Genomic DNA, 21,219 nt, shown 5'->3' on the forward strand with positions numbered 1-21,219 from the left:
ACACGTCGTTGTAAACGATTCCACAAGGAGGTGGAGCCGTCGATGGCGAGCATCAAGGACGTCGCCGCCGCGGCGGGTGTCTCCGTCGCCACGGTCTCGCGCGTGCTGAACGCTCACCCTTCGGTGAGCGCCGAGGCGCGCTCCCGTGTGCTGGCCGCCGTGGCCACGCTGGGCTACCGGCCCAACGCCGTGGCCCGCTCCCTGCGCACCGACCAGACCCACACCCTCGGGCTGGTGATCGGCGATGTGCTCAACCCGTACTTCACCGAGCTGGCCCGCTCGGTGGAGGAGGCGGCCCGCGCGCTGGGCTACAGCGTGATCATCGGCAACGCCGACGAACGGCCCGACCTCCAGGACCACCACGTGACGACCCTGCTGGACCGCCGGATCGACGGTCTGCTGGTCTCCCCCGCCCCCGGCGGCTCCCCGCTGCTGCTGGACGCGGCCCGCGCGGGCACCCCGCTGGTCTTCGTGGACCGCTGGATTCCGGGCGCCGAGGTGCCGGTGGTCCGGGCCGACGGAAGCCGGGCGGTGCGGGAGCTGGTGGCGCATCTGCACGGGCTCGGGCACCGGCGGCTCGCCATCATCGCGGGCCCGGCCGGCACCACGACCGGCAGCGAGCGGGTGGCCGCCTTCCGGGACGCGCTGGCCGCGTACGGGCTGCCGCTGACGGCCGAGTACATCGGCCACGGCGACTTCCAGGCGGCCAGCGGACGCCGGGTCACCGAGGGCTTCCTCGCGCTGCCCGAGCCGCCCCGGGCGGTGTTCGCCGCCGACAACCTGATGGCACTGGGCGCGCTGGACGCGATCCGGGCCCGCGGGCTGCGGGTGCCGGACGACATCGCGCTGGCGGTGTTCGACGACATCCCGTGGTTCGTGCACACCGAACCGCCGATCACCGCCATCGCCCAGCCCACCGGCGAACTCGGCCGGGCCGCCGTACGCGCCCTGGTCGACCGGATCGAGGGGCGGACCGCCGAGTCCGTCACCCTCGACGCCCGGCTGGTGGTGCGCCGCTCGTGCGGGGCCCCGGCGTCCGTACTGATTCCTCCCACGTCCCCCATGCGAAGGAGCACCCCCGTGCAGAGGAGCACACCGTGAGCGATCCCGACGAACTGCTGCGCGTCGAGGGCATCCGCAAGGCATTCCCCGGTGTGGTCGCGCTGGACGGCGTCGACTTCGGCCTGCGCCGGGGCGAGGTCCATGTCCTGCTCGGCGAGAACGGCGCGGGCAAGTCCACCCTGATCAAGACCCTCTCCGGCGCCTGCCCGCCCGACTCCGGGCGCATCCTGGCCGACGGCACGGAAGTCCGTGTGCGGAGCGCGCGGGACGCGGAGGCGCTCGGGATCGCCACCATCTACCAGGAGTTCAACCTGGTCCCCGATCTGACGGTGGCCGAGAACATCTTCCTGGGCCGGCAGCCGCGCCGGTTCGGCATGGTCGACCGGAAGAAGATGGAGGCCGACGCCGAGGTCCTGCTGAAGCGGGTCGGCCTGGACGTCTCCCCGCGCACCCGGGTGCGTGAACTGGGCATCGCCCGGCTCCAGATGGTGGAGATCGCCAAGGCGCTCAGCCTGGACGCCCGTGTGCTGATCATGGACGAGCCGACCGCGGTGCTCACCTCCGAGGAGGTCGGCCGGCTGTTCACGCTGGTGCGCTCGCTGCGCGCGGACGGCGTCGGCATCGTGTTCATCACCCATCACCTGGACGAGATCGCCGCCCTCGGCGACCGGGTCACCGTCATCCGGGACGGCCGCAGCGTCGGCCAGGTGCCCGCGTCCACGCCCGAGGACGAACTCGTCCGGCTGATGGTGGGCCGCTCCATCGAGCAGCAGTACCCCCGTGAACGTCCCGAGCGGGGCGCGCCGTTGCTCGCGGTGGAGGGGCTGACCCGTGACGGGGTCTTCCACGACGTGAGCTTCGAGGTGCACGCCGGTGAGGTCGTCGGCATCGCCGGGCTGGTCGGCGCGGGCCGTACGGAGGTCGCGCGGGCGGTGTTCGGCGCCGACCCTTACGACGCGGGCACGGTCAAGGTGCGCGGCACCGCGCTGCGCCGGCACGACGTGGACGCGGCGCTGACCGCCGGGATCGGTCTGGTGCCCGAGGACCGCAAGGGCCAGGGCCTGGTGCTGGACGCCTCCGTGGCGGAGAACCTGGGCCTGGTGACCCTGCGTTCGGCCAGCCGGGCCGGGCTGGTGGACCGTAAGAGCCAGCACGAGGCCGCCGGGCGGATCGCCGAGCGGCTGAACGTGCGGATGGCGGGCCTCGGCCAGCACGCGCGCACCCTGTCCGGCGGCAACCAGCAGAAGGTCGTCATCGGCAAGTGGCTGCTGGCCGACGCGCGGGTGCTGATCCTCGACGAGCCGACGCGGGGCATCGACGTCGGCGCGAAGGTCGAGATCTACCAGCTCGTCAACGAACTCACCGCGGCCGGTGCCGCCGTCCTGATGATCTCCAGCGATCTGCCCGAGGTGCTCGGCATGAGCGACCGGGTGCTGGTGATGGCCCAGGGCCGGATCGCGGGCGAACTCTCGGCCGCCGAGGCCACCCAGGACGCCGTCATGTCCCTCGCCGTGGGCACCCCCACGATCGACCCCAGTACCGAAACGGAGGCCCCCGGTGGCCACTGACACCCTCAAGAGCCGGGCGGACTCCGGCAGTTCCACGGCGGGCGGCTTCGGCCGGCTGCTGCTCGACAACGGCGCGCTGACCGCGCTGATCGTCCTCGTGATAGCCCTGTCGGTGCTCTCCGGTGACTTCCTGACCACGGACAACCTGCTCAACATCGGTGTGCAGGCGGCCGTGACGGCGATCCTCGCCTTCGGTGTGACCTTCGTGATCGTCTCGGCGGGCATCGACCTGTCGGTGGGCTCGGTGGCCGCGCTGTCGGCGACCGTGCTGGCCTGGAGCGCCACGTCGCACGGCGTCCCGGTCGCCCTCGCGGTGGTCCTCGCGCTCGCCACGGGCATCGCGGCGGGCCTGGTCAACGGCTTCCTGACGGCGTACGGGAAGCTGCCGCCGTTCATCGCCACGCTGGCCATGCTGTCGGTGGCGCGCGGTCTGTCGCTGGTGATCTCCGGGGGCGTGCCGATCCCGTTCCCGGACTCCGTCTCGCACCTCGGGGACACCCTCGGCAACTGGCTGCCGGTGCCCGTGCTGGTCATGGTGGTGATGGGGCTGCTCGCGGCCTTCGTGCTGGGGCGGACCTACATCGGCCGGTCCATGTACGCGATCGGCGGCAACGAGGAGGCCGCGCGCCTCTCCGGCCTGAGGGTGAAGCGGCAGAAGCTCGCCGTGTACGCGCTGTCCGGGGTGTTCGCGGCCGTCGCCGGTGTGGTGCTGGCCTCCCGGCTCTCCTCGGCGCAGCCGCAGGCCGCCGACGGCTACGAGCTGGACGCCATCGCGGCCGTCGTCATCGGCGGTGCCTCGCTGGCGGGCGGCACCGGCAAGGCGTCGGGCACCCTGATCGGCGCCCTGATCCTGGCGGTGCTGCGCAACGGCCTCAACCTGCTCTCGGTCTCCGCGTTCTGGCAGCAGGTGGTGATCGGTGTCGTCATCGCGCTGGCCGTGCTGCTGGACACCGTGCGCCGCAAGGCCGGGGCGACCCCGGTGGCGGCCGGTACCGGCGGCGGGAACCGGGGCAAGCAGGCGGCGACGTACGGGCTCGCGGCCGTGGTGACGGTGGCGATCGTCGGCGCGACCTCCTTCCTGCACGACCGCTCGGCCCCCGCGAACCCCAAGCTGGGTCTGTCGCTGTCGACGCTCAACAACCCGTTCTTCGTGCAGATCAGGGCCGGCGCGCAGGCGGAGGCGGAGAAGCGGGGCGTGGACCTCACCGTCACCGACGCCCGTGACGACGCCTCCCAGCAGGCCGACCAGCTCCAGAACTTCACCAGCTCCGGCTACGGCGCGGTCATCGTCAACCCGGTGGACTCCGACGCGGCCGGCAACTCGGTGAAGGCCGCGAACAAGGCCGACATCCCGGTGATCGCCGTGGACCGCGGTGTCAACAAGGCGCCGGTGGCCGCGCTGGTCGCCTCCGACAACGTGGCGGGCGGCGAGCTGGCCGCGAAGACGGTCGCGGAGAAGCTCGGCGGCAAGGGCCGGATCGTCGTCCTCCAGGGCCAGGCGGGCACCTCCGCCGCGCGCGAGCGGGCCGAGGGCTTCGCCAAGGGGCTGAAGCAGTTCCCCGGCATCAAGGTGCTGGCCCAGCAGCCCGCCGACTTCGACCGGGCCAAGGGGCTCGACGTGATGTCCAACCTGCTCCAGGCGCACCCCGACGTGCAGGGCGTCATCGCGGCCAACGACGAGATGGCCCTCGGCGCGATCAAGGCACTCGGCGCGAAGGCGGGCAAGTCCGTGCAGGTCGTCGGCTTCGACGGCACCCCGGACGGGCTCAAGGCCGTCAAGAACGGCAGTCTGTACGCGTCGGTGGCGCAGCAGCCGACCCAGCTCGGCCGGATCGCCGTCACCAACGCCCTCAAGGCGCTGGACGGCGGCAAGGTCGCGCCGATGGTGAAGGTGCCGGTGAAGGTCGTCACCCGGGAGAACGTGGCCGGCTTCACCGGCTGACCGCGCCTCACATCTGCAAGGGAGCCTTGATGTACGACTACGACCTGCTGGTCGTGGGGTCCGCCAACGCCGATCTGGTGGTCGGGGTGGAGCGGCGGCCGGGTGCCGGGGAGACGGTGCTCGGCGGTGACCTGGCCGTCCATCCGGGCGGCAAGGGCGCCAACCAGGCGGTCGCCGCCGCCCGCCTCGGCGCCCGTACGGCGCTGCTGGCGCGGGTCGGCGACGACGGCCACGGCCGGCTGCTGCTGGACTCGCTCCGCTCGGCCGGGGTGGACACGGCCGCCGTGCTGACCGGCGGGGCGCCGACCGGGGTCGCGCTGATCACCGTCGACCCGTCCGGGGACAACAGCATCGTGGTCTCCCCCGGCGCCAACGCCCGCCTCACCGAGGGTGATGTGCGGGCGGGGGTGCTGGGCGCGGCACGGGTGGTGTCGGCGCAGCTGGAGATCCCGTTGGAGACGGTGTCGGCCGTGGTGCGGGGGCTGCCCGAGGGCACCCGGTTCGTGCTGAACCCGTCCCCGCCGCGCCCGCTGCCCGCCGAGGTGCTGGCCGCGTGCGATCCGCTGGTGGTCAACGAGCACGAGGCGCGGGTGCTGCTCGGCGACGGGGAGAGCGGTGACGATCCCGCCGAGTGGGCCCGGCGGCTGCTGGCGCTGGGCCCGCGCTCGGTGGTGGTGACGCTGGGCGCGCGGGGTGCGCTGGTGTGCGACGCCTCGGGTTCGCGGGCGGTGCCGTCGGTGGCGGTGGCCGCGGTGGACACCACCGGTGCCGGGGACGCGTTCACGGCCGCGCTGGCCTGGCGGCTGGGCGCGGGCGCCGAGTTGGCGGAGGCGGCGGCGTTCGCGGCGCGGGTGGGCGCGGCCGCGGTGACCCGGCGCGGGGCGCAGGAGTCGTACCCGACGGCGGCGGAAGTGGCGGCGCTGGACGCCTGACATATTTCGAGGGGGCGTCCCCGGTCGAATCGACCGGGGACGCCCCCTCGGCTTTCCCCCTACCCGTCAGAGCTTCGCAATCCCCCCACGGAATCCCCCCCGAAGCCCTGACGCGTAGTACGACACCGGATGGCGGCGAAGGGTTGCACGCCCGCTCAATTTTTTTCGCGGGCCCCTAGTACGTCAGTCCGTGGCCGAGGGGATACAGCTCCTGGGCGGGGTCGTCGGCCCGCGCGATCGGCACCGGGAGCTTGCCGCGCGGCTTCACCCGTCCCGCGATGACGCGTGCGGCGGCGCGGATTTCGACGTCGGTCCACGAGTAGGCCGCCAGGTGCGCCTTCACCTCGGTGAGCTGGGCGACGTCGTACGGGTTGCGGATGGCCAGGGCGATCACCGGGCGGCCGGTGGCCAGCAGCCGCTGGACCAGGGTGCGCTGGGAGTTGGCCGCCGTCACGTTGTACGTGGCCACGATCACCGCGTCGGCGCCCTGCGCGGCCGTGACCGCCTTGGCGATGGTGTCCGCAGTGGGTGCGGTGCCGGTGGACAACGCCGTGGCGGTGAAGCCCAGTTCGGTGAGGGCGGCGGCCAGTACTCCGGTGGGCGGGCCGGTGGTGCCGGACGGGGAGGCCGGGTCGGCGCCCACGACCAGGATCTTCGGCTGCCGGCGGCGGTCGAGCGGGAGCAGGCGGCCCTCGTTGACGAGCAGGGTCGTGGTGCGCTCGGCGATGTGGTCGGCGGCGGCCAGGTGCTGCCGGTTGCCCACGGTCCGGTCGACTTCGGCGCGGGTGACACGGGTGCCCTGGAAGAGGCCGAGCTTCGCCTTCATCCGCAGGATGCGCAGAACCGATTCGTCCACGCGGGCCTCGGTCAGCTCGCCGTCGCGCACGGCGGCCAGCACCGCGTTCCAGGCCACGTCCATGGACGGCGGGTTGAGCAGCTGGTCCACCCCGGCCTTGAGCGCGAGCACCGGCACCCCGTCGTCGCCGTACTTGGTACGCACGCCCTCCATGCCGAGGGAGTCGGTGATGACGACTCCGTCGTAGCCGAGTTCGCCGCGCAGGATGCCGGTGACGATCGGGTGGGAGAGGGTGGCGGGGTCGCCGGAGGGGTCGAGCGCGGGGAACTGGATGTGCGCGGTCATCACGGAGTCGATGCCCGCGGCGACGGCGGCCCGGAACGGCACCGCGTCCAGCTTGTCCCACAGCTCCCGGCTGTGGGTGATGACCGGGAAGCCGGTGTGGCTGTCGACGGCGGTGTCGCCGTGGCCCGGGAAGTGCTTGGCGGTGGCCGCGACCCCGGCCGACTGGTAGCCCTTCACCTCGGCCGCCACCAGGGTGCCGACCAGCTCCGGGTCGGCGCCGAAGGACCGTACGCCGATGACCGGGTTGGCCGGGTTGACGTTGACGTCGGCGTCGGGCGCGTAGTCCTGGTTGACGCCCATCGCGCGCAGCTCGGTGCCGGAGATACGGCCGGTGGTGCGTACGTCGGTGCGCGAGCGGCCGGCGGCCAGCGCCATGGCGCCGGGGAGCAGGGTGGCGGGCTTGCCGATGCGGCAGACCGCGCCGTGCTCCTGGTCGGTGGCGATGAGCATGGGCAGCCCGCGCGGCCGGGTGAGAGAGGACCGCTGGATGCCGCCCGAGAGGTCGGCGATCTGGTGCGGGTCGCGGGTGTTGTGCGCCCAGGTGAAGTAGATGATGCCGCCGACCCGGTAGCGCTCGATCAGCTCGTCGGCGGTGCGGACGCCGAGTTCCTTGACGTTGGCGTCGACGTCGGCCTGGTCGGGCGCGGTGGCGGAGTGGCCGTAGATCCGGGAGACGAAGAGCTGGCCGACCTTCTCCTCCAGCGTCATCCGCGCGATGATCGCGCGCAGCGCCGCGTCGTCGGGGGCGGCGGCGTGGGCCCTGCCGGAGGCGGCGGGGACGGCGAGCGCGGCGCCGAGGCCGGCCGTCGCGGCGAACAGGGACCGTCTGGAGGGCCCCGCGGTGTTTCCCGTGCTTCCCGTGCTGGTGTGGTGCACGTGCGCCCCTTCCGAAGGAGAGAACCGCTGAAGGAAACTTTCGGAAGTCACCAATATCCGGGAAGTTTCTTTCCGTCAAGGGAACTCACGGGGCATCACCCACCGCGACGGAAAACGGAGAAGGGGGGCACCGGACGAACCGGCACCCCCCTTTCCGGCCTGCCTACGGGCGCAGCGCGGGCTCGCGCTCCACGTCCCGTACGTCCAGCTTGCCGTCGAACCGGGCCAGCGGCTTCGCCGCCGACGGGTCGGCCTGGACCGCCGGGGACGCCACCCCGGCCCACTTGAGGATGCGGGCGGTGGCGAAGGCCCGCTCGTCGGCGACGAGCCCCGCGACATTGGCGCCGTGGTTCATGCCGGGCGCGGTGAACACGTAGGAGTCACGGGCGCCCGCGCCGGGGCGGAACCGCTCGGAGCCCCACGGGTCGTTCTGCCCGTACACGAAGAGCATGTGCCGGGCGTCGTGGCGGACCCAGCTGTCCACGTCCCGCATGGCGCCCTTCTGGAAGCGCATCGGGATGGAGCGGGGCACGAAGTTGCGCGGCGGCTGGTAGCCGTAGCGGATCAGCTTCCGCTCGATGTGCGGGAAGCCGATGGTGGGCGCGCCGAGCTGGGTGCCCGCCTGGTAGTAGTACGGCGTGTACTGCTCCAGGCCCTGGTCGGCGTAGGCGGAGAAGCCGGAGATGGTGTCGACCGAGTCCCAGATCGCGTCGTCGGTCGCGGTGGCCGCGCCCGCCGGGATGGAGTCGCAGTCGGCGAGGCCGCTGTACTGCCAGAAGCCCCACACATAGTCGAGGACGACGGCCTCGTACGCCTTGTCCAGGGAGCCGACGGTGGTGAAGGTGTAGCCGTTGTCGGCCGCGTACTGGGCGTACCGCTTCTCCAGCGGCTCGCGGCGGACCAGGGCCTCGCGCTGGACGGCGTTCAGCTTGTCGCGGCACTCCTTGGTGCCGACGCTCGCGAAGAAGCGGTCGTAGGCCGAATCCTCGTTGTTCACCACGTCGTTGGGGGCGACGTAGGCGACGACGCCGTCCATGTCGCGGGGGTAGAAGCGCTCGTAGTAGGTGGCCGTCATGCCGCCCTTGGAGCCGCCGGTGGCCAGCCAGTTGGCGGAGTACAGCGGCTTCAGCGCCTCGTAGACGCGGTGCTGGTCGCTGGCGGCCTGCCAGATGTCCAGCTTGGACCAGTCGGCCGGGGCCGGGCGGGACGGGGTGAAGAAGCGGTACTCCAGCGAGACCTGGTTGCCGTCCACGATCTGGGTGGGCTCGCGGCGGGACGGCGTGGTGGAGACGTTGTAGCCGCTGGTGTAGAAGACGGTCGGGCGGCTGGTGTCCTTGTGCAGCACGGTGATCCGCTGCTGGAAGGTGCCCCTGGCCGGGTGCCGGTGGTCGACCGGCTGGGTGAAGTTCAGGACGAAGTAGCGGTAGCCGGTGTACGGCTTCTCCTCCACCAGGCTGATGCCGGGTATCGCCAGCAGCCGGTCCTTGATGTCCGTGGGTGCCGGCGGTGCGGTGGTGGCCGCCCCCGCTGTGCCCGCCGTGCCCAGTGTGCCGATGAGCACCGTGAGCGCCAGCAGCCATCTCAGCGCCTTGCGCATGCGCACTCTCCCCTGTGAGACAGATGTCCGCCGGAAGCTATCCGAGCAACTGCCTTCACACCAGAGGGTATTGGCCACCTCGCGCGATCAGCACAGAATCCAGCCGGAGCTGACGGCACCCCGGCCGGCCGCTCCGCGCACCTTGACGCACCGGTGCCCGGCGTGGACGGTGACGGGTCCGGCGTGGTGCTTGTAGCGGCCCCGGTCGGTCACCGGCCGGTTGCCGCGCGCCTGCACACTGACCAGCAGCAGGCCGCCGGTGCCGGGCTTCCTGGCGACGGTGGTGGCGCAGACGTAGCCGTTGTGCCGGTAGAGGTGGACGGTGCCGGTGGCGAACGGCAGGGCGCGCACCTCGCGCCCGGCACACCGCCCGGCGGTGGCGGCCTCGGCGGTGCCGGGGGCCGCGAGGGCGAACACCCCGGACAGGGTCAGCGCGGCCGTGCCGAGCGCCGCGAGCCGCCGTATCGCCCCACCGTCCACGGCCGTCCCTCCCCGCCCCACGGGCACACTTTTGCGATCTACGTACTGATGTACGGACGCACCGGCTGTGCCGGATGGTTGCACGGCCGTCAGCGAAACGCGCCGCTCAGGGGGTGACGCCGACCGGCTCCTCCGGCTCCGACTGGCCCACGAAGGTCCGCCACATATCGGCGTACCGGCCGTCGAGGGCGAGGAGTTCCGTGTGGTGGCCGTCCTCCACGACCCGGCCGTGCTCCATCACCACGACCCGGTCGGCGCGGGCGGCCGTGGTCAGCCGGTGGGCCACCACCAGGGTGGTGCGGCGGCCCGCGAGCCGGTCGGTGGCGTGGTTGACCTGGGCCTCGGTGGCCAGGTCCAGCGCGGCGGTCGCCTCGTCCAGCAGCAGCACGTCGGGGTCGACGAGTTCGGCGCGGGCGAGCGCGATCAGCTGGCGCTGGCCGGCCGAGAGGTTGCGGCCGCGCTCGGCGACCTCGTGCAGATAGCCGCCGTCGAGGGTGGCGATCATCTCGTGCGCGCCGACCGCCCGCGCCGCCGCCTCCACCTCGGCGTCACTCGCGTCGGGCCGCCCGTAGGCGATGGCGTCGCGGATCGTGCCGGGGAACAGGTACGCCTCCTGCGGCACCACCCCGAGCCGGTGCCGGTACGAGGTGAGGTCCAGGGCGCGCAGATCGGTGCCGTCGGCGGTGACCCGGCCCGAGGTCGGGTCGTAGAACCGGGCGACCAGCTTGACCAAGGTCGACTTGCCCGCGCCGGTCTCGCCGACGAAGGCGACGGTCTGCCCGGCCGGGATGGCCAGGTCGATGCCGGTGAGCGCCTCCTCCTCGTCGCCGTAGGCGAAGGACACGTCCTCGAAGGCGATGTCGCCGCGCAGCGAGAGCACGTCCAGCGGGGCGGCGGCGGACCCGGTGGAGGCGGGTTCGCGCAGCAGCTCCTGGATGCGGCCGAGGGAGACGGTGGCCTGCTGGTAGCCGTCGAAGACCTGGGAGAGCTGCTGCACGGGGGCGAAGAACAGGTCGATGTAGAGCAGGTAGGCGACCAGCGCGCCCGTGGTCAGCGTGGCCGCCTCCACCCGCCCGGCACCGGAGATCAGCACGGCGGCGGCCGCGACCGAGGACAGCAGCTGGACGAACGGGAAGTAGATCGAGATCAGCCACTGACCCCGGATACGGGCCTGCCGGTAGGAGTCGCTGCGCTCGGCGAACCGGCGCCCGCCGTCCCGCTCGCGGCGGAACGCCTGCACGATCCTGAGGCCCGCCACGGACTCCTGGAGGTCGGCGTTGACCACCGACACCCGCTCCCGCGCCAGCTCGTACGCCTTCACGCTGGCCCGGCGGAAGAAGAAGGTGGCGATGATCAGCGGGGGCAGGGTGGCGAACACGACGAGCGCGAGATGGATGTCGAGCACCAGCAGGGTGCCCATGATCCCGAAGAAGGTGACGACCGAGACGAACGCGGTGACCAGGCCGGTCTGGAGGAACGTGGACAGCGCGTCCACGTCGGTGGTCATCCGGGTCATGATCCGGCCGGTCAGCTCGCGCTCGTAGTAGTCCAGGCCGAGCCGCTGGAGCTGGGTGAAGATCTTCAGCCGCAGCGCGTACAGCACCCGCTCGCCGGTGCGGCCGGTCATCCGGGTCTCGCCGTACTGCGCCGTCCACTGCACCAGCACGGTGAGCAGACCGAACAGGGAGGCCGCCCAGACCGCGCCGATGGCGGTACGGGTGACGCCCTCGTCGATGCCGTGCCGGATCAGCACCGGCAGCAGCAGGCCCGAGCCCGCGTCGACGGCGACCAGCAGCAGGCTGATCAGCAGGGGGCGCCCGAAGCCGTGCAGCAGGCGGCGCAGCCCGTAGGAGTCCTCGGCGCGGACCGCGCGGGCCTCGTCCACGTCCGGGGTGTCGGTGGCCGGGGGCAGCGCCTCGACCTGGGCGAGCAGCTCGGGCGTGGCCGGGGTGCCGGAGAGGGTCTCTTCCCTGGGGGTGCGGTCGCCGGTCCACAGCCGGGGGGTGACCCCGCGCTCGGCGTCGAACTCGGCGTCCAGCTCGTCGCGGACGGAGGTGTCCTCGGCCGGCTCGACCGGGCGGGCGCGGCCCGGTGAGGGGGCGCCCAGCTCGTCGGGGTCGGTGAGCAGCCTGCGGTAGAGCGGACAGCGCTCCTGGAGTTCCTCGTCGGTGCCGAGGCCGACCAGGCGGCCGCCGTCCAGCACGGCGATGCGGTCGGCGAGGCTGAGGGTGGAGCGGCGGTGGGCGATGAGCAGGGTGGTGCGGCCCGCCATGACGTGGGCGAGCGCCTCGTGGATCTCGTGCTCGACCCGTACGTCCACGGCGGAGGTGGCGTCGTCCAGTACCAGCAGGCGGGGGTCGGTGAGCAGGGCGCGGGCGAGGGCGAGGCGCTGGCGCTGGCCGCCGGAGAGGGTCAGGCCGTGCTCGCCGACCTTGGTGTCGTACCCGTCGGGCAGCTCGCTGACGAAGCGGTCGGCCTGGGCGGCGCGGGCGGCGGCCTCGATCTCGTCCTGGGTCGCGTCGGGGCGGCCGTAGGCGATGTTCTCGCGGACGGTGGCGGAGAACAGGAAGGAGTCCTCCGGGACCAGGCCGATCGCGGCGCGCAGCGAGTCCAGCGTCAGCTCACGCACGTCGTGGCCGCCGACCAGGACGGCGCCGTGGGTGACGTCGTAGAAGCGCGGCAGGAGCAGGGAGAGGGTGGACTTGCCGGAGCCGGAGGAGCCGACGACGGCCAGGGTCTCGCCGGGCCGGATCTCCAGGCTGAGCCCGTCGAGCACCGGGCGCCCGGGGTCGTAGCCGAAGGAGACGCCGTCGAACTCGACGGAGGCGGGCGCGTCGGCGGGGAGGGTCTTGGTGCCGTCCTTCAGGGTCGGCTCGGTGTCGATCAGCTCCAGCACGCGTTCGGTGCCCGCGCGGGCCTGCTGGCCGACGGTGAGCACCACGGCGAGCATCCGCACCGGGCCGACGAGCTGGGCGAGGTAGGTGGAGAAGGCGACGAAGGTGCCCAGCGTGATGTGCCCGCGCACCGCGAGCCAGCCGCCGACGGCCAGCATGGCGACCTGGCCGAGCGCGGGTACGGCCTGGAGGGCAGGGGTGTACCTGCTGTTCAGCCGGATGGTACGCAGCCGCCCCGCGAACAGCCTGCGGCCGACCTCGCGCAGCTTCCCGGTCTCCTGCTCCTCCTGCCCGAACCCCTTGACCACGCGTACGCCGCTCACCGCGCCGTCGACCACGCCCGCGACGGCGGCGGCCTGGGCCTGGGCGTACCAGGTGGCGGGGTGCAGCCTGGTCCGGCTGCGGCGGGCGATCCAGCCGAGGGCGGGGGCGACGGCGAGCGCGACCAGGGTCAGCGGGAGCGACAGCCAGGCCATGATGCCGAGCGAGATCAGGAAGAGCAGGACGTTCCCGATGGTCATCGGGAGCATGAACAGCAGGCCCTGGATCAGCTGGAGGTCGCTGGTGGCCCGGCCGACGACCTGCCCGGTGGACAGCTCGTCCTGGCGGCGGCCGTCGAGCCGGGTGATCGTGTCGTACATCCCGGTGCGCAGGTCGTGCTGGACGTCCAGGGCGAGCCGGCCGCCGTAGTAGCGGCGGACGTAGGTGAGGGCGTAGATCAGCACGGCGGCGGCGAGCAGGGCGCCCGCCCAGGGGGCCATGTCCCGGGTGTGGCCGCCGATCACGTCGTCGATGATCACCTTGGTGATCAGCGGGACCACGGCCATGACGGCCATGCCGCCCAGGGAGGCGCCGAGCGCCAGGACGACGTCCTTCGGATGGCGCCAGGCGTAACCCGCCAGCCGTCGTGCCCATCCCCGTTGCGGTCCCACGCGGGTGTCCTCCGTCGCTCTGCCTGATCTTCCGTGAGGCACAAACGCGGGGTGGCAGGGGGGTATTCCGGGCGGGGGCGTGGCGCCCGGCGGGCGGGGTGTCCGTGTCTGTGCTGGAATGCGTCGCGTCGTAGGGATTCTGCGCTGGAGGCGGGTATGGACAAGGGCAGCATCGACACACCGGACGCTGCCGACCTGGACGCGGCGGCCCGGCGCTACTGCGCCTCGGAGGGCTGGTCCCTCCCGGACGGCGGCTACCCCGTCCGCCCGGCGGACCTGCACGGCGCGGAGGATCTGCACCGGGCGATCCACGCGGTCGGCCGGGGCCGCCGCGACCCGCACGACACGATCCGCCGCCACGTCGAGGACCGCGCCCGCGCGCTCGGTCTGTCGTCGGAGATCCCGGAGGACTGGAACGCGGACGGCAGTCTCAGTTAGTCCGCACGCGTAGTCCGCACGCGCAGCCGGTAGAGGCGGGTCGTCTGGGCCGGGTTCTGGTTGTCGTCGCTGACCAGGAGCACCTTCAGCCTCTTCGCACGGTCCTGGCCGGTGACGGTCATGCCCTCGATGTTGTCGAGCAGCGGGTTCGGCTGGGGCTGGCGGGCGGTCGCGCCGAGGGTGGGGCAGGCGGCGAGGTCGGCGAGCGGGGTCTTGCGGAGGGGACGTACGCCGGGCTGTCCGGTGAGGTGCTCGACGCGTGACGTGTCCGTGGCGTGCCGCGGGTCGGCCAGGGAGAGCCGGACGGTGTTGCCGACGCCTGCTTCGAAGCCGCGCTCCAGGACAAGGAAGCGGCCGTCGGGGGTGGCCTGCACCTCCGGGACACCGAGCGCCGGGTCGTCGGTGCGGTACGCGTACTGCGCGCCGAGCCGGAACCGGCCGTGGTCCCGCGTCCAGGTCTGGAAGCGGACGGTGCCGGGGTCGTCGCCGGCGAGGGCGTACTCCATGGACGCGAGGAGGGTGTGGCCGCCGGGGAGGAGGGTCAGGCCCTCGAAGGTCTGGTTGGCGGTGGCGCGGCCGGCGGGGGCGACTTTCAGTTCATCGGGCACGGGCAGCCGCTCCAGGAGCTTCCCCTCGCGCGAGTACCGGTGCACGGAGGGCTCGGTCTCGGAGGTGACCAGGCGGGTGCCGTCCCGGTCGATGGCGAGCCCTTCTGAATCCAGGTCGTCCGGGAGCGTCACGGCGGCGGTCGGACCGTTCGCGTCCAGCCGGAACAGGGTGGACCGGTCCGAGAGCGCGGCGAGCGAACCGTCGCGGTCGACGGCGAGGGCGGAGAGGTTGCCGACGTAAGTGCCGTCGTAGGCGGTCTTGTCGAGGGCGTCGGAGAAGCTGTCGATGGCGACGGAGGCCGAACAGGTTTCTTTTTGGGGGGCGTTGGCGTTCGCGGTGCCGGTGGCGGCGAGGGTGGCGGCGGCCAGGGCCGCGAGCACGGTGCGTGGGCGCATGCCGGTCACCGTAGGGCGTGCGCGGTGACCGGCGGGAGAGCGCCCGGTGAAGGATCAGCCCTGCGGCGGGGTCGCGACGAACGCCTCGCGGGGCGTGCTGGTCGGGACGTACAGGGCCGTCTTCGACGTGGTCGGGACCAGGTCCTTGTGGATGGCCTTGGCGACGGTCTGGATGGTGGTGACGCCGTAGTCCATCGTGCTGTTGTCCTGGGTCAGCACGGTGATCGTGTAGTCGTGGCCGGCGCCGTTGAAGGTGCCGAGGCTGTGGACGCGCCAGCCGTGGGTGGCGCGCTGGAGCCAGCCGTTCTTGACGTGGACGGCGACGGTGGAGGGGGCGCCGGCGGGGGTGCCCCAGCGCTGGGAGGAGACGACCTTGCCCATCAACTTCAGGATGTAGGCACGGGAGTTGTCGCTCAGCACGGAGTTCTTGGCGGTGACGAGCTTGAGCAGCTTCTGCTCGTCGGTGACGTTGATCTGGGTCAGACCCCAGTAGCCGTTCGCACCCGGCGTCGTCTTCGTCATCCCGGCGGCCTTCAGGAAGCCCTTGACCTTCGTCGCACCGAGCTGCTTCCACAGCTTGCTGGTCGCGGTGTTGTCCGACTTCGTGATCATCGCCGTGGCCAGCGAGGTCTCGGTGCTCGTCAGATACCGGTTCTTCTTCTTCGCGTCCCACAACAGGGTGGCCAGCACGGTGACCTTGACGGTACTGGCCGAGTCGTACGCGCTCGTCGCGCGCAGCGTGCAGGTGGTGTTGGTGCCGCGCTCATACACCCCGAGCGCGACACTCCCCTTCCGCTTGGCGAGCGCGGCCCCGATGTCCTTACTGAGCTTGGCCGCGAGCCCGGCCTTGGCAGAGGTGCAGGTGACCGCCGTGGCGGCCGATGCGGGGGCGACCCCGACGACGGGCACGAGCAGCACTCCGCCCAGAACGGCTGCGAGCGCTCCCTGGCGGGCGCGGGGTGATATCCGGTGCGTCATGCACGGATTGACTACTGGGGAGGGGGGAGGGTTGCACTGGTGTTCGTGAAGGTGTGGAGGCCGACCAGGATTTTCGGTTGGGGAGCCGACGGCACCGTTATCACCGCTCCGCAGATCGGGGAATGACTGGGTATGCCCTCGGAGCGACCTGCGTCAGCTCGCGGAGCGCCCGCTCTGAGGTCTGAGTGGATCGTCAGTTGGCCGACCAGGTCGGCGAGGCGTTGGTCGTCGGGGTGGCGGGCCGCCACCTGGCGGAGGGAAGCGACGGCCAGGACCGCTTCCGCGGGCCAGTCGCGGTAGAGGGCGCGGTAGGGCTCGTCCAGGAAGAGCATGTGGGTGAGGTTGGGGCGGGTGGCCGGGACTCCGGTGAGGCCTAGGGGAGGTGGGCGGCCAGGAGGGCGTGGCCGGGCTTGTTCCAGGCGAGTACGTCGTTGCGGCGGTCCAGGGCGAGGGCGGGGACGCCCGGCATCGCGGCCGGCAACTGCCCTACCGACGCGCTCGCGTGTTCCGGGCGGGACGGGGTCGTACGGCGGGGCCGGCGGGCCAGGGCCCGTAGGTGGGCCGTCTCGTCGTCGGCCAGGCGGAGCGTGCGGGCGATGGCGGAGAGGACGGAGTCGGAGGCGCCGGCCGCGCGGCCCTGTTCCAGGCGGGTGTAGTGGGTGACGCTGACGCCGGAGAGCATGGCCGGCTCCTCACGCCGCAGGCCGGTGACCCGGCGCCGGGTCGGGGCTTCCATGATGGCGCGCTCCGCGGGCGGACAAAGTGACGTTCTGCGGTATCCCTCGGCGTCAAGTGACGCTCTATCGGCATCTGTTCGTCGCGAGGAGGTCCGGGACATGCTCGACCTGCCGGGCCAAGGCAGCCGACGCCTCGTCCCGTCCCTGAGTCACGCTTCGGACACCGCTACCGTGCCCCCATGGTCAACTTCATACTCGTACCGGGCGCCCGCCTGGGCTCATGGGCCTGGGACGACGTCGTACCCCACCTCCGAGCGGCCGGTCACGGCGCCCACCCCCTGACGCTCACCGGCCTCGCCGAGAAGCAGGGGCTGCCGGCCGGGCAGCAGACGCATGTGCAGGACATCGTCGACGAGGTCGAACGGCTGGATCTGCGCGAAGTCGTCCTCGTGGGCCACAGCTACGCCGGTATCCCAGTAGGCCAGGCCGCACAGCGAATCGAGAACCGGCTGGCACACACCGTGTTCCTCGACTCCAGCATCCCGGCCGACGGCGAGTCCTTCGCCGGGCCGTGGCCGGACATCGAGGCGTCCCTCGCCCGGAACGACGGCTTCTGGCCGCCCGCCCCCGCCTCCCACTACGCCGGCCACAACCTCACCGAGGAGCAGATCGCCCGGATCGTGGCCGACTCCACGCCCCACCCGGGCCGCACCCTGACCGAGCCCGCCGTACTATCCGGACCACTCACCGCCCTGAAGGCGACCTACGTCCTCTGCGCACCCGCAGGGGAGGAACCCGACGACGACGTGGCCCAGTTGGTGGCCGACGGCCACTGGGGGCTGGTCCGCATGGACACCGGCCACTGGCCGATGCTCTCCCGGCCGCGCGAGCTGGCACAGGTGCTGCTCGACGCGGCCGGGGAGTGACGCCCTCCAGAGCCGCCACCCCAGCTCGTCCAGGTCCGGCCGCCGGTGTTCGAGGGACACCGGGGCCTTCGCCAGGTCCGCCACCGTCACTTCAAAGAGCGCTCAGCGCAGGCGACTTGCCGGATCTCGACACACAACGGTCACCTCTTCTTCACCGCCATTTACGCGTGTCCATGCCACGCTCTTTGTCCACTCAATCAACCCGCGTAGATCGGCACCCTCATGCCCGTGACGCACATGCACCGTTGGAAGGCTCCGGCGCTGGCCGTTTCGGCCCTGCTCGTCGGCCTCACCCTGCCCGCTGCGGTCGCCACCCCGGCAAGCGCGACGACGACCTCGTACGACAGCACGTACTACAAGAACGCCGTCGGCAAGACGGGCGCGAGTCTCAAGTCCTCGCTGCACACCATCATCAGCAGTCAGAGCAAGATCTCGTACTCGGCGGTCTGGGACGCACTGAAGGTCACCGACCAGGACCCGGACAACAGCAGCAACGTGATCCTGCTCTACAGCGGCGTCTCACGCGCCAAGTCCCTCAACGGCGGCAGCACCGGCGACTGGAACCGCGAGCACACCTGGGCCAAGTCGCACGGCGACTTCGGCGAGGTGACCGGTCCCGGCACCGACCTGCACCACCTGCGCCCCGCGGACGTATCGGTCAACAGCATCCGCGGCAACAAGGACTTCGACAACGGCGGCAGCACGGTCAGCGGCGGGGGCGGCAGCCTCACCGACTCCGACTCCTTCGAGCCGCGCGACGCGGACAAGGGCGACGTGGCCCGGATGATCCTCTACATGGCGGTCCGCTACGACGGGGGCGACGGCTTCGCCGACCTGGAGCCCAACGAGAAGGTCAGCAACGGCAGCAACCCGTACATCGGGAAACTGTCCGTCCTCAAGCAGTGGAGCGACGAGGACCCGCCGAGCGCCTTCGAGGAGAAGCGCAACCAGGTCATCTACGACACCTACCAGCACAACCGCAACCCGTTCATCGACCACCCGGAGTGGGTCGACGCGATCTGGTGAGAGCACGACGGTGGTGAACTCCCCCGCGGAGGGGGAGTTCACCACCGTCCGGTGTCCGGCGCGGCCGTTCAGTCCAGGTGCGTGGGCGCGAACATCCGCAGCACCGCCGGGAGTACGACCACCGACGGCCCCGGAGACGCCAGCGCCTTCGCCAGGTCCGCCTCAAGGGCTTCCGGGGACGTACGCACACCCGGTACCCCGAAGGACTCCGCCAGGGCGACGTAGTCCGGGCGGGTCAGTTCGGTCGCCGTGGCCTGGCCGAAGGCGTCCGTCATGTACTCGCGGAGGATGCCGTAGCCGCCGTCGTCGATGATCAGCCAGGTCACGGGAAGCTCGTACTGCTTGGCCGTGGCCAGCTCCGCGATGGAGTACAGGGCGCCGCCGTCGCCGGAGACGGCGAGGACCGGGCGGGTCGGGTCGGCGGCGGCCGCGCCGAGGGCGGCGGGGAAGCCGTAGCCGAGGCCGCCCGCGCCCTGGGCGGAGTGCATGGTGTTGGCGCCGCGCGGGTCGAAGGCGGACCAGGCCCAGTAGGCGAGGATCGTCATGTCCCAGAAGGACGGTGAGCCGGCCGGGAGGGCGCGGCGGACCGATGCCAACACGTCCTGTTCCAGGGTGAGTTCCTGTCCGGCGATGCGGTCCCCGATCCGGGAGAGCACGTCACGGACCCGGTCGGGAGCCGTCTCGTCCGTCCGCTCCGTCACCGTCTCCAGCAGCGCCTGCAGCGCGAGGCGGGCGTCCGCGTGGATGCCCAGTGCCGGGTGGTTGGACTCCAGCTTGCCGAGGTCGGCCTCGATCTGTACGACCCGGCCGCGCGGCTTGAACGTGTGGTAGTTCGAGGAGAGTTCACCGAGCCCCGAGCCGACCACCAGCAGGACGTCCGCGTCCTCCAGCAGGTCGGTCATGTGCCGGTCCTCCAGCCAGGACTGGAGGGACAGCGGGTGCTCCCAGGGGAAGGCGCCCTTGCCGCCGAAGGTGGTCACCACGGGGGCGTCCAGCTTCTCCGCCAGTTGCCGCAGCTTGCCCGAGGCGTCCGACCGTACGACTCCCCCGCCCGCGATGATCGCCGGACGCTCGGCCCTGGACAGCAAGTCGGCTGCCACGGCGGTGAGTTCGATACGCGGGACCAGTTCCTCCGGCGTCGCGTCCGGCGCCGTCACCATGGGCAGCGAGGTCTCCGCGAGGAGCACGTCCTGCGGGATCTCCACCCACACCGGGCCGTGCGGCGCGGTGAGCGCGGACCGCCACGCCTCCGCGATCGCCGACGGGATCTGGGACTGGGTGCGGACCGTGTGGACCGACTTCACCACACCCCGGAACGAGGCCGACTGGTCCGGGAGTTCGTGGAGGTAGCCGTGTCGCCCGCCGCCCAGCCCGGCGGTCGGGATCTGGCTGCTGATCGCCAGGACGGGCGCCGAGGCCGACGCCGCCTCCTGGAGGGCCGCCAGCGAGGTCAGCGCGCCCGGACCGGTGGACAGCAGCAGCGGCGCCGCCTCCCCCGTGATCCGGCCGTACGCGTCCGCCGCGAAGCCCGCGTTGTTCTCCACCCGGAGGCCGATGTAGCGCAGCGCGGAGCGGCGCAGCGCGTCGAACATGCCGAGCGCGTGCTGGCCGGGCAGGCCGAAGACGGTCGTCGCGCCCAGGCCGGCCAGGGTCTCCACGACCAGGTCGCCGCCGTTGCGCCCCGGCGGGGGATTCAGGGCCGCCTCTGTCTGCGCCTCGGTCGGGCGGAGTTCCAGGTCGTGGTCGTGCGTCACGTCGCTTACGCGTCCTTCCGGGCCGCCGCGATCTGACGGCTCATGATGGTGGTGAGTTCGTACGCCGTGTGCGAGGCCGCGACCGACGTGATCTCCGCGTGGTCGTAGGCCGGGGCGACCTCGACCACGTCGGCCGAGACCAGGTTGCACGAGGCCAGGCCGCGCAGGATCTCCAGCAGCTCGCGGGAGGTCATGCCGCCCGCCTCGGGGGTGCCGGTGCCGGGGGCGTGGGCCGGGTCGAGGCAGTCGATGTCGATGGAGATGTACAGCGGGCGGTCCCCGATGCGCTGGCGGAGCTGGTCGGCGACCTCGTCGGCGCCCCGGCGGTAGACGTCGGCCGAGGTGACGATGCCGAAGCCCAGCTTCTCGTCGTCGGTGAGGTCCTGCTTGCCGTACAGCGGGCCGCGGGTGCCGACGTGGGACAGCGCCTCGGTGTCGAGGATGCCCTCCTCCACCGCGCGGCGGAACGGCGTGCCGTGGGTGTACTCGGCGCCGAAGTAGGTGTCCCAGGTGTCGAGGTGCGCGTCGAAGTGCAGCAGGGCCACCGGGCCGTGCTTCTTGGCGACCGAGCGCAGCAGCGGCAGCGCGATGGTGTGGTCGCCGCCCAGCGTCATCAGGCGGGCGCCGGTGCCGAGCAGGTCGTCCGCGGCCGCCTCGATCGTGTCGACGGCCTCGTTGATGTTGAACGGGTTCACCGCGATGTCGCCGCCGTCCGCCACCTGTGCGAGGGCGAAGGGAGAGGCGTCCTGCGCGGGGTTGTAGGGGCGCAGCAGCCGGGACGCCTCGCGGATCGCGTTGCCGCCGAAGCGGGCGCCCGGCCGGTACGAGACGCCCGAGTCGAACGGCACGCCGACCACGGCGACGTCGGCGCGGCCGACCTCGTCCAGGCGGGGCAGCCGGGCGAAGGTCGCGGGGCCCGCGTAGCGCGGGATGCGGGAGGAGTCGACGGGCCCGCGGGGCGTCTCGGAGCTGCTCATCGTGAAATGCCTTCT

17 protein-coding genes are annotated in these 21,219 nt (G+C 72.1%); 7 read left to right on the forward strand and 10 right to left on the reverse strand.

From position 1 onward, the window contains the following. The first annotated feature begins 42 nt into the window (after window positions 1-42). The 4 genes from ACIGA3_RS04355 to ACIGA3_RS04370 are packed head-to-tail and all read left to right on the forward strand — an operon-like array spanning window position 43 to window position 5,504. A complete protein-coding gene (locus ACIGA3_RS04355; RefSeq protein WP_399710378.1) occupies window positions 43-1,101 on the forward strand; it encodes a LacI family DNA-binding transcriptional regulator in 1,059 nt (352 codons plus the stop codon). Beyond that, the gene (locus ACIGA3_RS04360; protein ID WP_399710380.1) at window positions 1,098-2,630 is read left to right on the forward strand and encodes a sugar ABC transporter ATP-binding protein; all 1,533 of its coding nucleotides are present in this window, start codon (window positions 1,098-1,100) and stop codon (window positions 2,628-2,630) included. Before ACIGA3_RS04355 ends, ACIGA3_RS04360 begins: the two co-directional genes overlap by 4 nt. Next, entirely contained in the window at window positions 2,620-4,572 is a 1,953-nt protein-coding gene (locus ACIGA3_RS04365; RefSeq protein ID WP_399710382.1) for a substrate-binding domain-containing protein, read from the forward strand. Before ACIGA3_RS04360 ends, ACIGA3_RS04365 begins: the two co-directional genes overlap by 11 nt. Window positions 4,573-4,601: 29 nt before the next feature. Further along, window positions 4,602-5,504 (forward strand): ribokinase, encoded by a 903-nt coding sequence (locus ACIGA3_RS04370; RefSeq protein ID WP_399710384.1) that lies wholly within the window; start codon window positions 4,602-4,604, stop codon window positions 5,502-5,504. Window positions 5,505-5,679: 175 nt separating this feature from the next. Here the strand turns inward: ACIGA3_RS04370 and ACIGA3_RS04375 are convergent, their stop codons facing one another. The 4 genes from ACIGA3_RS04375 to ACIGA3_RS04390 form a co-directional block, all read right to left on the reverse strand. Continuing rightward, on the reverse strand, window positions 5,680-7,521 hold the full coding sequence (locus tag ACIGA3_RS04375) for a glycoside hydrolase family 3 protein (protein ID WP_399710385.1): 1,842 nt from the start codon (window positions 7,519-7,521) through the stop codon (window positions 5,680-5,682). A gap of 163 nt (window positions 7,522-7,684) precedes the next feature. After that, complete coding sequence (locus ACIGA3_RS04380) at window positions 7,685-9,118, reverse strand: S28 family serine protease (RefSeq protein ID WP_399710387.1); 1,434 nt, start codon at window positions 9,116-9,118, stop codon at window positions 7,685-7,687. An 87-nt stretch (window positions 9,119-9,205) separates the two neighbouring features. Next, window positions 9,206-9,598, reverse strand: a complete 393-nt coding sequence (locus tag ACIGA3_RS04385; protein WP_399710389.1) for a hypothetical protein — start codon at window positions 9,596-9,598, stop codon at window positions 9,206-9,208. A gap of 106 nt (window positions 9,599-9,704) precedes the next feature. Beyond that, window positions 9,705-13,424: an ABC transporter ATP-binding protein gene (locus ACIGA3_RS04390; protein WP_399710391.1), complete on the reverse strand. Its 3,720-nt coding sequence runs from the start codon at window positions 13,422-13,424 to the stop codon at window positions 9,705-9,707. Between the two features lie 156 nt (window positions 13,425-13,580). Between ACIGA3_RS04390 and ACIGA3_RS04395 the strand changes: the two genes are divergently transcribed. Further along, window positions 13,581-13,862, forward strand: a complete 282-nt coding sequence (locus tag ACIGA3_RS04395; RefSeq protein WP_399710393.1) for a hypothetical protein — start codon at window positions 13,581-13,583, stop codon at window positions 13,860-13,862. On the opposite strand, the gene ACIGA3_RS04400 is transcribed toward ACIGA3_RS04395, so the two are convergent. The 4 genes from ACIGA3_RS04400 to ACIGA3_RS04415 are packed head-to-tail and all read right to left on the reverse strand — an operon-like array spanning window position 13,859 to window position 16,580. Then, window positions 13,859-14,866: an esterase-like activity of phytase family protein gene (locus ACIGA3_RS04400; protein ID WP_399710395.1), complete on the reverse strand. Its 1,008-nt coding sequence runs from the start codon at window positions 14,864-14,866 to the stop codon at window positions 13,859-13,861. The two genes, ACIGA3_RS04395 and ACIGA3_RS04400, sit on opposite strands and share 4 nt — an antisense overlap. 54 nt (window positions 14,867-14,920) lie before the next feature. Beyond that, complete coding sequence (locus ACIGA3_RS04405; protein ID WP_399710397.1) at window positions 14,921-15,844, reverse strand: serine hydrolase; 924 nt, start codon at window positions 15,842-15,844, stop codon at window positions 14,921-14,923. 11 nt (window positions 15,845-15,855) lie between these two features. After that, window positions 15,856-16,176, reverse strand: a complete 321-nt coding sequence (locus tag ACIGA3_RS04410; protein WP_399710398.1) for a hypothetical protein — start codon at window positions 16,174-16,176, stop codon at window positions 15,856-15,858. Between the two features lie 41 nt (window positions 16,177-16,217). Continuing rightward, window positions 16,218-16,580: a helix-turn-helix domain-containing protein gene (locus ACIGA3_RS04415; RefSeq protein WP_399710400.1), complete on the reverse strand. Its 363-nt coding sequence runs from the start codon at window positions 16,578-16,580 to the stop codon at window positions 16,218-16,220. A gap of 180 nt (window positions 16,581-16,760) precedes the next feature. Between ACIGA3_RS04415 and ACIGA3_RS04420 the strand changes: the two genes are divergently transcribed. Then, window positions 16,761-17,447, forward strand: a complete 687-nt coding sequence (locus ACIGA3_RS04420; protein ID WP_399710402.1) for an alpha/beta fold hydrolase — start codon at window positions 16,761-16,763, stop codon at window positions 17,445-17,447. Between the two features lie 222 nt (window positions 17,448-17,669). Then, window positions 17,670-18,473, forward strand: coding sequence for an endonuclease I family protein (locus ACIGA3_RS04425; protein ID WP_399710404.1), 804 nt, complete (start codon window positions 17,670-17,672; stop codon window positions 18,471-18,473). Between the two features lie 68 nt (window positions 18,474-18,541). On the opposite strand, the gene ACIGA3_RS04430 is transcribed toward ACIGA3_RS04425, so the two are convergent. Both ACIGA3_RS04430 and speB read right to left on the reverse strand, forming a co-directional pair. Then, a complete protein-coding gene (locus tag ACIGA3_RS04430) occupies window positions 18,542-20,227 on the reverse strand; it encodes a thiamine pyrophosphate-binding protein (RefSeq protein ID WP_399710405.1) in 1,686 nt (561 codons plus the stop codon). 5 nt (window positions 20,228-20,232) lie between these two features. Beyond that, on the reverse strand, window positions 20,233-21,204 hold the full coding sequence (gene speB, locus ACIGA3_RS04435; protein ID WP_399710406.1) for an agmatinase: 972 nt from the start codon (window positions 21,202-21,204) through the stop codon (window positions 20,233-20,235). Window positions 21,205-21,219: the final 15 nt, after the last annotated feature.

The sequence above is a fragment of the Streptomyces sp. NPDC085596 genome, assembly GCF_044541565.1.
GTDB lineage: Bacteria > Actinomycetota > Actinomycetes > Streptomycetales > Streptomycetaceae > Streptomyces.

What these genes read in the sequence shown, in the direction of transcription:
- ACIGA3_RS04420 (WP_399710402.1), top strand. Translation starts at nt 16,761, where the DNA reads ATGGTCAACTTCATACTCGTACCGGGCGCCCGCCTGGGCTCATGGGCC.
- ACIGA3_RS04355 (WP_399710378.1), top strand. Translation starts at nt 43, where the DNA reads ATGGCGAGCATCAAGGACGTCGCCGCCGCGGCGGGTGTCTCCGTCGCC.
- ACIGA3_RS04405 (WP_399710397.1), bottom strand. Translation starts at nt 15,844, where the DNA reads ATGACGCACCGGATATCACCCCGCGCCCGCCAGGGAGCGCTCGCAGCC.
- speB (WP_399710406.1), bottom strand. Translation starts at nt 21,204, where the DNA reads ATGAGCAGCTCCGAGACGCCCCGCGGGCCCGTCGACTCCTCCCGCATC.
- ACIGA3_RS04395 (WP_399710393.1), top strand. Translation starts at nt 13,581, where the DNA reads ATGGACAAGGGCAGCATCGACACACCGGACGCTGCCGACCTGGACGCG.
- ACIGA3_RS04425 (WP_399710404.1), top strand. Translation starts at nt 17,670, where the DNA reads ATGCCCGTGACGCACATGCACCGTTGGAAGGCTCCGGCGCTGGCCGTT.
- ACIGA3_RS04370 (WP_399710384.1), top strand. Translation starts at nt 4,602, where the DNA reads ATGTACGACTACGACCTGCTGGTCGTGGGGTCCGCCAACGCCGATCTG.
- ACIGA3_RS04415 (WP_399710400.1), bottom strand. Translation starts at nt 16,580, where the DNA reads ATGGAAGCCCCGACCCGGCGCCGGGTCACCGGCCTGCGGCGTGAGGAG.
- ACIGA3_RS04410 (WP_399710398.1), bottom strand. Translation starts at nt 16,176, where the DNA reads ATGCTCTTCCTGGACGAGCCCTACCGCGCCCTCTACCGCGACTGGCCC.
- ACIGA3_RS04400 (WP_399710395.1), bottom strand. Translation starts at nt 14,866, where the DNA reads ATGCGCCCACGCACCGTGCTCGCGGCCCTGGCCGCCGCCACCCTCGCC.
- ACIGA3_RS04380 (WP_399710387.1), bottom strand. Translation starts at nt 9,118, where the DNA reads ATGCGCAAGGCGCTGAGATGGCTGCTGGCGCTCACGGTGCTCATCGGC.